The 12,544-nt window shown below is 73.4% G+C and carries 9 protein-coding genes; 1 reads left to right on the top strand and 8 read right to left on the bottom strand.

Annotated features, from left to right (window positions below):
- Window positions 1-78: 78 nt before the first annotated feature.
- The 6 genes from CP967_RS07520 to CP967_RS07545 form a co-directional block, all read right to left on the bottom strand.
- A complete protein-coding gene (locus tag CP967_RS07520; RefSeq protein WP_150487208.1) occupies window positions 79-1,623 on the bottom strand; it encodes an RNA polymerase sigma factor in 1,545 nt (514 codons plus the stop codon).
- Between the two features lie 321 nt (window positions 1,624-1,944).
- Window positions 1,945-2,811, bottom strand: coding sequence for a FadR/GntR family transcriptional regulator (locus CP967_RS07525; protein ID WP_280116543.1), 867 nt, complete (start codon window positions 2,809-2,811; stop codon window positions 1,945-1,947).
- Between the two features lie 181 nt (window positions 2,812-2,992).
- Entirely contained in the window at window positions 2,993-4,747 is a 1,755-nt protein-coding gene (locus CP967_RS07530) for an ABC transporter ATP-binding protein (protein WP_150487210.1), read from the bottom strand.
- Window positions 4,748-5,076: 329 nt separating this feature from the next.
- Window positions 5,077-5,844: an NUDIX hydrolase gene (locus tag CP967_RS07535; RefSeq protein ID WP_150487211.1), complete on the bottom strand. Its 768-nt coding sequence runs from the start codon at window positions 5,842-5,844 to the stop codon at window positions 5,077-5,079.
- A gap of 261 nt (window positions 5,845-6,105) precedes the next feature.
- Window positions 6,106-7,500: a DUF4192 domain-containing protein gene (locus CP967_RS07540; protein WP_150487212.1), complete on the bottom strand. Its 1,395-nt coding sequence runs from the start codon at window positions 7,498-7,500 to the stop codon at window positions 6,106-6,108.
- Window positions 7,501-7,679: 179 nt separating this feature from the next.
- Window positions 7,680-9,875 carry a RecQ family ATP-dependent DNA helicase gene (locus CP967_RS07545; protein WP_150487213.1) on the bottom strand — a complete coding sequence of 732 codons (2,196 nt, stop codon included), beginning with the start codon at window positions 9,873-9,875 and terminating at the stop codon, window positions 7,680-7,682.
- A gap of 506 nt (window positions 9,876-10,381) precedes the next feature.
- Here CP967_RS07545 and CP967_RS07550 point away from each other — a divergent pair.
- Window positions 10,382-11,023 (top strand): hypothetical protein, encoded by a 642-nt coding sequence (locus CP967_RS07550; RefSeq protein WP_150487214.1) that lies wholly within the window; start codon window positions 10,382-10,384, stop codon window positions 11,021-11,023.
- 96 nt (window positions 11,024-11,119) lie between these two features.
- On the opposite strand, the gene CP967_RS07555 is transcribed toward CP967_RS07550, so the two are convergent.
- Both CP967_RS07555 and CP967_RS07560 read right to left on the bottom strand, forming a co-directional pair.
- Window positions 11,120-11,761 carry a hypothetical protein gene (locus tag CP967_RS07555; protein ID WP_150491748.1) on the bottom strand — a complete coding sequence of 214 codons (642 nt, stop codon included), beginning with the start codon at window positions 11,759-11,761 and terminating at the stop codon, window positions 11,120-11,122.
- 55 nt (window positions 11,762-11,816) lie between these two features.
- Window positions 11,817-12,527 carry a ribonuclease HII gene (locus CP967_RS07560; RefSeq protein WP_150487215.1) on the bottom strand — a complete coding sequence of 237 codons (711 nt, stop codon included), beginning with the start codon at window positions 12,525-12,527 and terminating at the stop codon, window positions 11,817-11,819.
- Window positions 12,528-12,544: the final 17 nt, after the last annotated feature.

A 12,544-nucleotide genomic window follows, 5' to 3' on the forward strand; every position in this document is an offset into this window, starting at 1 on the left:
AAAGGACAGCACACCACCGAGGCCCGGACCCTTCTCGGGTCCGGGCCCTCGGTGGTGTGTCCGCCCTGAGGGCTGCCCCTAGTCCAGGTAGTCGCGCAGCACCTGGGAACGCGAGGGGTGGCGCAGCTTCGACATCGTCTTCGACTCGATCTGGCGGATCCGCTCACGCGTCACGCCGTAGACCTTGCCGATCTCGTCCAGCGTCTTCGGCTGGCCGTCGGTGAGACCGAAACGCATCGAGACCACACCCGCCTCACGCTCGGAGAGCGTGTCGAGCACGGAGTGCAGCTGCTCCTGGAGCAGCGTGAAGCTGACCGCGTCGGCCGGGACGACGGCCTCGGAGTCCTCGATCAGGTCTCCGAACTCGCTGTCGCCGTCCTCACCCAGGGGGGTGTGCAGCGAGATCGGCTCGCGGCCGTACTTCTGGACCTCGATGACCTTCTCGGGGGTCATGTCGAGTTCCTTGGCCAGCTCCTCCGGGGTGGGCTCACGGCCCAGGTCCTGGAGCATCTGGCGCTGTACCCGGGCCAGCTTGTTGATGACCTCGACCATGTGCACCGGGATACGGATGGTGCGGGCCTGGTCCGCCATGGCGCGGGTGATCGCCTGACGGATCCACCAGGTGGCGTACGTGGAGAACTTGTAGCCCTTGGTGTAGTCGAACTTCTCGACGGCGCGGATCAGGCCGAGGTTGCCCTCCTGGATCAGGTCCAGGAAGAGCATGCCGCGCCCGGTGTAGCGCTTGGCCAGCGAGACCACCAGACGGAGGTTGGCCTCCAGCAGGTGGTTCTTGGCCCGGCGCCCGTCCTCGGCGATGATCTCCAGCTCGCGCTTGAGCTTCGGCGCGAGCTTGTCGGAGTTGGCCAGCTTGTCCTCGGCGAAGAGCCCCGCCTCGATGCGCTTGGCGAGCTCGACCTCCTGCTCGGCGTTGAGGAGGGGGACCTTGCCGATCTGCTTCAGGTAGTCCTTGACCGGGTCGGCCGTGGCGCCGGCGACGGCGACCTGCTGCGCGGGCGCGTCGTCCTCGTCGTCGTCGGAGAGGACGAAGCCCTTGTTCTCGCCCTCGCCCTCCTCTTCCTCGCCCTTGCCGGCCTTGACGTCCTCGATCGCCTCGTCACCGTCGAGGAGCTCGTCGTCCTGCTTGCCGGACTTCTTCGACGCGGTCTTCTTGGCGGTGGCCTTCTTCGCCGCGGTCTTCTTGGCGACCGTCTTCTTGGCCGCGGCCTTCTTCGCGGGGGCGGCCACGGCTTCGTCGGCCCCCGCCTCCGCGCCGCCAGCGGCCGGGGCCGCGGAGGCCGCGACGGTACGCGTCACGGTCGTCTTGGCCGCGACGGTCTTGGTGGCGGTGCGCTTGACCGGGCTCTTCGCTGCGACGCTCTTGCGGGCGCGCTTCGGCGACTCCGCGGCACTGACCATCAGCGTCACACCCTCTTCCTCGAGGATCTGGTTGAGGCTGCGCAGAACGTTCTTCCACTGGGTTGGCGGAATCTGGTCAGCCTCGAAGGCCCGACGCACGTCGTCGCCGGCGATCTGCCCATCAGCCTTTCCCCGCTCGATGAGCGCCATCACAGACTCGGACTCGACGATCTCCGGCGGGAGCGTACGGGATGTGCTGGCCGACACGAACAACCTCTCGGAACGATGGAAACGGCTTCCGGCCCGGCCCCGGAGGGCTCGGACCGACGACCGGCGGCTGGGGATGTCGCCGACGGCGCGGGTTTGGCCTCAGAACTGCACAGCGCACTGCTCGGCTGCTGTATTCCTTCCGCGGCGGTCACCTCTTAAGTCATCGCACTGTTTCGAGGAGTGTTACGGCCAATTCGCGTGGCCCGAGTCACACCCCATACGCGACAAACTCAACCATGTGTCAGGTATCCGCACAATTGTGCCGCCGGGCAGGCAGCCCGGCGGCACATGATCCGCGCTCCCCGGCCGTACTGCGTCTCAGTGCTCGCGCGGCGCCGGAACGACGTGCTCCACTTCCAGGTGCCCGACGAGCAGCTGGCGCATGGCGGACTCCGCGCCGGTGGCGTCACCCACGGCGAGGGCGTCGACGATGCGGGCGTGGTGCCCGAGCGCCGCTTCCCCCGTCCGGTCGCAGCCCGTCACGGGGCCGCCGGAGACGTGCAGGGCCGCGGACACGATCCCGGAGAGGTGGTCGAGCATGCGGTTGCCCGCGGCCTGGATGAGCAGGGAGTGGAATTCACCGTCGGCGCGGGAGAACGTGATCGCGTCGCCCTGGGCCAGCGCGTGGCTCATGATCTCGATCATGTCGGCGAGACGCTGCTGGATGTCCTCACGCCCGTGGCCGGCGGCCAGCCTGGCCGCCAGGGGCTCGATGGTCCACCGCAGTTCGGTCAGCTCACGGCGCTGGTCATCGCGCTGAGGTCCGAAGGCGCGCCATTCGATGATGTCGGGGTCCAGCAGGTTCCAGTCACTGACCGGGCGCACCCGGGTGCCGACGTTGGGGCGGGCGCTGACGAGGCCCTTGGCCTCGAGGACCCGCAGGGACTCCCTGACAACGGTGCGGGAGACCTCGAACCGCTGGCCGATCTCCTCCGGAACGAGCGGACGGTCCGCCCCGAGGTCCCCGGAAACGATCATCTGGCCCAGCTGCTGGACCAGCTGGCCGTGGAGTCCGCGGCCACGGCCGGCCGCACCGCGCCGGCCCGTCCGTCCCAGTTCGGAATCGGCCCCGCCCCATGGGCGCAGGGCGGCGTGCTCACCGGCCGGCGGCTCCGTGAAGGGGTAGCGGTCGATATCGCCCGGTCCGGTCAGGCCGGAATCGGCGGAGCGGGCGGCGGTCGTCATGGTGTGCGCAAGGGTACTCACGCATCCTTTGTCGGCGCGGCTCGGCCAGCCCTTGAGGTCTTTGGTGAAAAGCACACGAAAGGGTGATCGTCACCCACCTCACAATTGACGCGTTTTCGGCACAAACTGCTTGTTTTCCAGGGAGTTGCGAACAGATGATCCTCTCGTCGCATCGCGGTGTTCACCAACGCGCCCGCCCGCGAAGGCCGGTGTACACGTACGCGCAGACCAGAACCGACAGGGACAGGGAGAGGGCCGCTCCGACGGGGCGAGTGACGATGTGCACGGCGGCCATGACCCACCGGTCCGCCTCATACGGCCATTGCATCCAGGCCAGTTCGCGCATTCTGGACGGCAGTCCGGCGATGGAACGGGCGGACGGCCCGGCAAGCAGCTTCTGCACCAGCGGCACCATGAGCACCGGAACGGCGAGTACCGCCGCCACCCCCGCGCCCGTCACCCGGAACACTCCGGCGGCGAGCAGTCCCGCCCATGCGCAGCCCACCGACAGGCCGGCCCAACTCGCCCCGAGTGTCAGGGCGTCCGGCGGGACACCTCCCAGGCCACCGCCGTACACGAGGCGCAGGACTCCGGCGTCCAGGAGGACGGCGAGCAGGGCGAGCAGCAGGGCGACGGCGCCGGACACCAGGAGTTTGGCCAGCAGGAGGCCGAGGCGGCGCGGCACCGTGCCCCGCCCCGCGGCGAGCGCCGGATAGCGGAACTCCTGGCCGAAGGAGAGCGCGCCGACGAGTCCGGCGCCGAAGGCGGCGGGCGGCAGCGGCAGGATGCCGGGCCAGGCGGCCAGCAGTTCGTGCGCCGGCGCCCGGCCGGAGCGGGCGAGCAGGACGGAGACCACGGCCGACACCAGCAGGACGGCCGCGATGATCAGAGTGGTCGACCTGACCCCGAAGAGGCGGCGCAGTTCGTACCGCAGGGGGCGCAGCGGTCCACGGGCGGGCCGTACGGAGATCGGGGGCGCGAGCTTCGAGACCGCCACCGCCGAGGCGGACCTCGGCAGCGCGCCGCCCGCAGGCGCGGGGTGCGGGCCGGGGTCGGCCGCCGGGCCGAGGTCGCCGGTCTCGTCGGCGAGTTGGTGGACGGGGACGCCGTGCCGGTACGCGGTGTCCCCGATCTCCGCGCAGCTGCTGCCGTAGACCGAGAGCCGGCTGCCGCTCTCGGTGACCACCTCGACGGAGCGCCGGGCGGCGCGGGCCTCCCGGTTGACGACGACGGCCAGGCGGGCGGCGTGCGGGGTCCGCACCACGACCCGGGGCCTCAGCCTCGTGCGGGAGAAGTCGGCGACGGCCTGGTCCGCGATCAGCCGCCCGCCGTCGAGGGTGACCACGCGGTCGGCCGTGGCGGCGGCCTCCTTGGGGTCGCTGGTGGTGTGCAGGACCGTACCGCCCTGTGCGGCATGCGCCCGCAGCAGACCGTGCATCCAGCTCCGCTCGCGCGGGGAGAGCCCGTGCGCCGGCTCGTCGAGCACGAGCGTGTGCGGGTCCCCCAGGAGTGCCGAGGCCAGGCCGAGCCGGCGGTCCATCCCCGCCGAGAGGGTTCTGATGCGCTGGTCCCCCAGCCCGGACAGGCCGACGACTTCGAGCAGTTCGTCCGCCCGCGTGGCGGGAACACCGGCGGCGGCACAGAGCATGCGGAGCTGGCCGCGCACCGTGCGGGCCGGATGGCCCGGTACATCGCCGAGGAGTACGCCGACTTCACGGGCGGGGTGGCCGATACGGTGCAGCGGCCGGCCACGGAAGTAGGTGACGCCCCGGCCGGATTCGAGCTCCAGCATCAGCCGCAGAGCGGTCGACTTGCCTGAGCCGGGGGCGCCCAGGAGTGCGGTGACACGGCCCGGCCGGGCCTCGAAGGTCAAGTCGTCCACGACCGGGGGCCGGTCGCGGCCGGGAGCGCTGGTGAGTCCGATGGCCTGGAGCATCGCTTCTCTCGCGGAGGGTGAGTCCGTTCGGCGGCTGGGCGGGTACCCCAGCAAGATAACTCGACATTTCAGACTTTTCGTGCAGCCGTGACACAGGGGTGTTCCTCTGTCCGGCCCCGGCGGCGGACCTCCCCCGGCCCGACCTGTACCGGCCCGGACAGGGACCCGCCCGTAGGCGGGCACACGGGCAGCCACGTCACCCGCGCGCCCGCAGGCGCGTTCCGCGGGCCGCTGAACGCGGATCACAGGCCGGGGATCGCGGTTCACGGGTCGCGGAACGCGGTTCGCGTACGGAGCCGCCGGGGAGGCGGGGCTTCCGGGACGCGCCCTCAGACCTCGGGCCGCAGCATCGGGGGGTTGAGCACCGTGGCGGAGCCCGCCCGGAACAGCTGGGCGGGCCGGCCGCCCTGCCGTGTGGTGGTGCCTCCCGACGGCACCAGGAAGCCCGGCGTGCCGGTGACCTTGCGGTGGAAGTTCCGGGGGTCCAGGACCACACCCCATACCGCTTCGTACACTCGCCGCAGCTCACCGACGGTGAATTCCGGAGGGCAGAACGCCGTGGCCAGCGAGGAGTATTCGATCTTCGAGCGGGCGCGCTCCACGCCGTCGCCGAGGATGCGGGCATGGTCGAACGCCAGTGAGGCCGACGGCTCGCCCTCGCCCCCGAAGCCGCCCTCCTCCGGACGCAGCAGGTCCTCGACCGGGGCCCAGCGGGCGCTGTTGGCGTCGCCACCGGCCCGGGGGGCGGGCAGATCGGGCGCCAGCGCCAGGTGCGCGACGCTGACCACCCTCATCCTGGGGTCCCGTCCGGGATCGCCGTAGGTCGCCAACTGCTCGAGATGCGCGCCGTTTCCCGCTGCCGGAGTGGTCGGGTCGTGCGCGCAGAGCCCTGTCTCCTCAGCCAGCTCCCGTGCGGCCGCCGCGCCGAGATCCTCGTCGGTACGGACGAATCCGCCCGGCAGCGCCCAACGGCCCTGGAACGGTGTCTCGCCACGGCGCACCACCAGTGCGCACAGGGCGTGGCGGCGCACGGTGAGCACAACCAGATCGACGGTGACGGCAAAGGGCGGGAAGGTCGACGGGTCGTAGGGGGCCATGCCGGAATCATAGTCGTCTTCCTGACGATAAACACTCCCTTCGTGATCTCGGACCCCGGAATCACCCCGGCTGCCCCGGCCACCCCGGCTGCCAGGGTGGCCGGCGGCCCGTCGCAGGACGGACCGCCGCGGCACGGGTCCGCCCTCTGGGGACGGGGCGTCGCGGGCGGGCCGGGCCCGGGGCGGGGCGCTGCGGGGCGGCTCGGCGCGGGGTGCCCAGGGCCCCGGGGTCTGTGGCGCGGTGCCTCGCGCCCTTGTCCGTCAGCGGTCGCTCCGGGTGCCGGGCCGCCGCGCCCGCCGCACCCGCATCCGGTGCCGGTCGCCGGTCGCGGCGGGGCCGGGCGTGCCGTACTCCTGTCGCCGGGCCGTCCCCCTCCGTGTGCCGCCCCGCGCCGGTACCGGGTGCCCGTCCGCCCGGTGGGGCGCGCGCCGCCGGGGCCCTGCGGCCCTCATGGGCCGGCCGGCCTCCGCCTGTCCGCCGCGTGGCTCCTCCCGCCCGTCACCGGGTTCCCCCGGCCGATCCCGCAGATCGCGTTCCTCACGGAGGCAGCGGCGCAGCGTCTCCGGGTCGAGTCCCCGGTTGCACGCCTGGTGCAGCAACTGCGCGAACGTGTATCCGGGATCGGCCCGGAGGGCGAGCCCCAGGGCGACCCTGGCACCGGCTTCGTCGCCGGTGGACCAGGACACCCAGCCCGCGAGGGTGAGCGGCGCGGCGGAGTGCTCCGCGTACGGGCCGGCGCAGCGGCGGGCCAGCGCCCGCCAGAGACGCAGTGCGGCGCCCGCGTCGCGGCCCTCCATCCACTCGGCCGCCCGGTCCCTGGTCTCCCTGTCCTGCAGGCCGAGAATCAGCGCCGCGGCCTCGTCGTGGCCGATCAGCCGGTCGTCCTCGGCGTCCGCCTCCCCCGGCCGGGAGGCCGGTGTCCGGCCGAGGCGTTCGATGAGCGATCCGGCGAGGGCGAGGGTCTCCGCGGACACCTGCCGCCGTCCTTCCGGATCGAGGATCCGGGACACCAGTGACGCCCCCGCGGCATCCAGGGCACGCTCCTGCCCGGCGGTGACGGACGGGTCCCCGGGCAGGTACCGCGTCTCCATGTCCCGCAGCGTTCCGCGCACCTGGATGCCCGCGTAGGCGGCCGCCGCGGCCATGACCGTCGTGCCCGGCAGGGCCAGCTGGTTGCCCTCGGCCGGGCAGCAGCGCGGGTCGGGACAGCAGTAGGACCAGTAGCGGCCGCCGGAGATGCAGAGCGCCTCCAGCACGGGGACGTCGTGCGCTCCACAGGCCGTGCGCAGATGCTGCGCGAAGGGCCTCAGCCGCTCCATCACCTGGTTGGCGCTCTCCCCTTCGGCGGGGTCCTGGCAGAGGAAGACGACGATCGCGTCGGGGCGCGAGTCCCGGAGTTCGCTGCCCTCGATCAGGCTCCGCGCGAGACGGCGGGCCACCGGGGCCCACTCCCCGGGTACCGGTGGGATCCCCATCCTCAGCCGCCCCCCGAAGCGGCCCCGGCCACCGTGGAGGGCCACCATCACGACGCTGTCGTCCGGATGAAAACCCATCAGGTAGGGCAGTGCGTCGGCCAGTTCGGCGGGTCCGCGCAGGGTGATCTGCTGCTCGTCGGAAGGCCCGGTGGATTCGGTCGATTCGGGGTGCTTGTTCATGGGACGACCGTCCCGCAGTCCGCTGTTTTCCGCGACCCCTGTGGATAACCGCCTTTATCCACAGGGGGACGCTGTCCACGGCACGGCCTCCGGGCCCGCCCGGCACGCCCGTTCCCGGGGCTTTCCGGGCTCTACGGCCCTGGCCGGGGCGGCCGTCCGGCCAGGACGGCCGCCCCCGCTCAGCCGGCCACCGCGAGCACCAGCGGGAGGACAGGCCCGGCTCCGGCCCGGCGGAGCAGCCGGGCCGCGACCGCGAGGGTCCAGCCGGAGTCCGTGAAGTCGTCCACCAGGAGCACGGGGCCGGCCGTGGCCGCCAGGGCGTCGGCCAGGTCCTCGGGGACCGTGAAGCTGCCCGACAGGGCCGCGAGGCGCTGGGCCGAGTTGCTGCGGCGAACGGCGTGCGTCCCGTCCGGCCCGGTGCAGGAGAGGGACCCCAGGAAGGGGAGCCGCCCGATGTCCGCGATGCCCCGGGCCAGGGAGCCCACCAGCTGCGGACGGACCGTGGACGGTACGGCGACGACTCCCACCGGCCGGCCCGTGGCGTCCGGGGCTCCTGTGCCGCCCGGGGTCTTTGCGCTCTCCGGGGCTCCTGGCGCCCAGCCCCCCGGAGAGCGCGACCAGTCGGCGAGGACCGCCACCGCCGCCCGCAGGACGTCGTCCGGGACCGGGCCGTCGGGCGCGTTCCCGGTGAGAAGCGGGCGCAGCCGGTTGCCCCAGCCGATGTCCGAGAGCCGCCCCAGGGCCCGCCCGGCGGAGCACTGCTCCTTGACCGGGATCCGCCCCTTGAGGTCGATGCCCAGCGCGGGCATCCCCGTCGGCCACATCCGGCGCGGCTCGACCTCCGCTCCGGGGCGGTCCAGTTCCTTCACCGCTCCCGTCAGCGTCTCCCGCGAGACCGAGGAGTCCGCCCACGCCCCCGCGCAGTTGTCGCACCGGCCGCACGGGGCGGCCCCCTCGTCGTCCAGCTGCCGGCGCAGGAACTCCATACGGCAGCCGGCCGTGCTCACGTAGTCCCGCATGGCCTGCTGCTCGGCGGCCCGCTGCCGGGCGACCCAGGCGTAGCGTTCGGCGTCGTACAGCCACTCGGCCCCGGTCGCCGTCCAGCCGCCCTTCACGCGCTTGACCGCCCCGTCCACGTCGAGCACCTTGAGCATGGTCTCCAGACGGGTGCGCCTCAGGTCCACCACGGCCTCCAGGGCGGGCACGGAGAGCGGCCGCCCCGCGCCGGCGAGCGCGGAGAGGGTCTGCCGGACCTGCTCCTCGGGCGGGAAGGCGGTGTCGGCGAAGTAGCGCCAGATCGCCTCGTCCTCCTTGCCCGGCAGCAGCAGTACATCGGCGTGCTCGACGCCGCGGCCGGCCCGGCCCACCTGCTGGTAGTAGGCGATCGGGGAGGACGGGGAACCGAGGTGGACCACGAAGCCCAGGTCCGGCTTGTCGAAGCCCATGCCCAGCGCCGAGGTCGCGACCAGCGCCTTGACCCGGTTCTCCTGGAGGTCGGTCTCGGCCTGGAGCCGGTCGGCGTTCTCCGTGCGTCCTGTGTAGGAGGCCACCGGGAAGCCGCGCTGCCGCAGGAACGCGGTGGCCTCCTCGGCGGCGGCGACGGTGAGCGTGTAGATGATGCCGGAGCCCGTCAGTCCGTCGAGGTGCTCGGCGAGCCAGGCCAGCCGGTGCGCCGCGTCCGGGAGCCGGACGACTCCCAGCCGCAGGCTCTCCCGCTCCAGCGGGCCGCGCAGCACCAGGGCCTCGCCCGCACCGGTGCCCAGCTGCTCGGCCACGTCGGCCGTCACCCGGGCGTTGGCGGTCGCCGTCGTGGCCAGCACCGGCACCCCGGGGGCGAGATCGGTGAGCATCGACCGCAGCCGGCGGTAGTCGGGGCGGAAGTCATGGCCCCAGTCGGAGATGCAGTGGGCCTCGTCGACCACCAGGAGTCCGGTCGTGGCGGCCAGCCGGGGCAGCACCTGGTCACGGAAATCGACGGAGTTGAGCCGCTCCGGGCTCACCAGGAGGACATCGGTCGCGCCCCGCTCGATCTCCTCGTAGACGGTGCCCCATTCCTCCGGGTTGGCCGAGTTGACGGTGCGCGCCTGGATACCGGCGCGCGCCGCGGCCTCGACCTGGTTGCGCATCAGGGCCAGGAGCGGTGAGACGATCACCGTCGGTCCGCAACCGCGCCTGCGGAGCAGGGCGGTGGCGACGAAGTAGACCGCCGACTTGCCCCAGCCGGTGCGCTGCACCACCAGCGCGCGCCGGCGCTCCTTCACCAGGGCCGCCACCGCCTGCCACTGGTCCTCCCGCAGCCGTGCCTCGCCCCGGGGCGCGCCCACGAGCTCGGCGAGAATCGTGTCGGCCTCACTGCGCAGCTCCACATCGTCCATGCCCCCATGCAACCCGATGACGAGGACGATCAGCCACTTTCCCCGCGTGACGACGGACTCATCCTCGTGCGCCGGGCCGGATCCGAGCCTGCTCCGGCCCGGTCCCGGGGTGCGTCCGCGGGCCGGCGCGGAGCGGAGCGGACGGACGGACTCCCCCGCCGGGAAACGGATGGACCCTCCCGCCGGGAATACGCGTCCGTCCCACCGGGAGTACGCGTCCGCCGCGCCGGGAGTACGTGTCCGCCGCGCCGGGAGGTAGGCGTCCGCCCCCGCCCCGCCCTCCGGCCGGGCCCGTCGGCGGCGGCCACACGAACGGGCAGGACTATTCATGCCATTCGGTCCGATACCAGTCAGCGGCCTCAATTGCTCGTTGCCGCCCGCCGGTACGCCAGGAAGAATTGGAGACGCTCCCCGCACGGTCTTTTCGCGGGCCCGAAAAGGGCTGTGCCGCGGCGCGCCCTCACTCGACCCTGCCCGCACCGTGGGCGCGTAGCGAAGGGAGGACCATGACCTTCGGATTCGCTCCGTCCGCGGCCACGTCACTGTCCGCGTCCCCGGTTCCCGCGGGCTCCGTCGGCAATCTCGCCCGGACGCTCGAACCGGCCGAGTGGGCAGCCGCCGGGATACCCCTGCTCCGCAGCCCGCGCGAGGTGGTCAGCGGCCTGCACGCCAGGCACCGGCCGGCTCCCGCCACGGCCGTCGTGGCCGTCCTCGACCACGAGGAGCGGCTCATCGCCAGTGCCTCGTTCGCCCGGCGCGCCACCGTGGCCGCCGACGGCTGGGAGTTCCGCAATGCCCTGCTGGCCCACCTGCGGCGGGTCGTCCCGCACGATCTGCGCCGCCGCACCCCGGTGCGTACCGCCGTCCTCGTCTACTGCCGGGAGGGCGACGAGCGGTGGACGGAGGAGGACGGGGCGTGGATGTGGGGGCTGCGGGACGCCTGCACCCTGCACGGTCTGCGCTGCGGCGCCTACATCACCCTGACGCGCGGTGGCTGGAACGTGCTCGGTGAGGGCCGGGGCGGCCGCAGGCCCAGCTCGATGTCCCAGCCGCTGGAGCTCGCCGACACGGCGGCGGACAGCGATCCCGTCCCGCTGCGGACCGGCGGCGGGGCGGCGGAGGCCCTGCGCCGGACCGCCGCCCGGTGAGAGCGGCGGACCGGCGGGCACGGCCGGTGGGGGCACCGGTCCGAAGGCCCGTCCGGGTCCCGGCCGCCCTGGACGGCCGGGACCCGGACGGATGCCTCAGACGCCCGCGCCGAGCGCGGAGTTGACGGTCTGAGGGTCCCCGCACACGATCAGCAGAGCGTCGGCGCGCTCCCGCGCGGCCGTCAGCGCGCGCGAGGTGGCGTCGCTCTCGCCTCCGTCGACGGCGACGACGATCACCGGGCGCCGCGCGCAGCGCCCGGCGTCGGACGCGTGCGCGAAGAAGACGTCGTCACCGGCGTCGTGCTGGGCCCAGTACGCGCTCTCGCCGAACGAGAGCTCGTGGGCGGCCCAGGGGTGCCGGCCGCCCGTGGTCACCACCAGGATGTCGCCGGGGGCGCGGCCGGAGTCGAGCAGCAGGTCCACCGCCTCGTCGGCGGCGTCGAGGGCGCCGTCGGCAGAGGCCGGGATCAGCTGGAGCTGCGCCGCGGAACGGTTTTCCGGGCGGCCCGGCCGGGCGGCCGGACGGGCCGCGGCGGCAGGGGCGGGTACGGGACGCGGGCGCGGCGCGGCGGGCACGGGACGCGCGGGGCCGGAACCGGGGTTTCCGGGTCGCGGGGTGGCCGCGGAACGCGGTCCGGGTACGGGGCGGGGGGTCGGCGCGGTACGGCCGGCGGCCGGAGTGACGCGGGGACCCTGGGCGCTCTCGGGAATCGGAGGCTCCTCGGGGATAAGAGGCAGGAATGGTTGTCGGTCGGACACCGGCGCTTCGGGCCGGGTGGGATACGCCTTGCGATCAGAAGTCGAAGCCGAGCTGGCCCCCGCTTTCCAGTGCAGCCGCCTCGGCGGAGAAACGGACCTTCTTCAGGTGCTGCCACCGGGGCAGCGCGTCGAGGTAGGACCAGCTGAGGCGGTGGTGGGGCGTCGGCCCCCACCGCTCCAGCGCGGCCCGGTGGACCGGCGAGGGGTAGCCGGCGTTGGCGTCGAAGGCGAAGTCCGCGTACCGGTCCGCTTCCGCGCCGAGTCCGGCCATCATCGTGTCCCTGCGGACCTTGGCGATCACCGAGGCGGCGGCGACGGCGATACAGGACTGGTCGCCCTTGATCACCGTGCGCACGGTCCAGGGGTCCCCGAGGTAGTCGTGCTTGCCGTCGAGGATCACGGCGTCCGGCCTCACGGGCAGCTCTTCGAGCGCCCGGACCGCCGCCAGGCGCAGCGCGGCCGTCATACCGAGCTCGTCGATCTCGCCCGGCGAGGCGTGGCCCAGCCCGAAGGCGGTGACCCATGCCTCCAGCAGCGGCGCGAGTGCGGCGCGGCGCCTGGGGCTGATCAGCTTGGAGTCGGTGAGGCCCTCGGGGGGCCGGCGGAGGCCGGTGACGGCCGCGCACACGGTCACGGGGCCCGCCCACGCTCCGCGTCCGACCTCGTCGACACCGGCGACGATCCTGGCGCCGGAAGTGGCGCGCAGCGAGCGCTCGACGGTATGCGTGGGTGGTTCGTACGGCATGGCGCCAGCCAGAGTAC

It is taken from the genome of Streptomyces nitrosporeus, assembly GCF_008704555.1.
GTDB classification, from domain to species: domain Bacteria; phylum Actinomycetota; class Actinomycetes; order Streptomycetales; family Streptomycetaceae; genus Streptomyces; species Streptomyces nitrosporeus.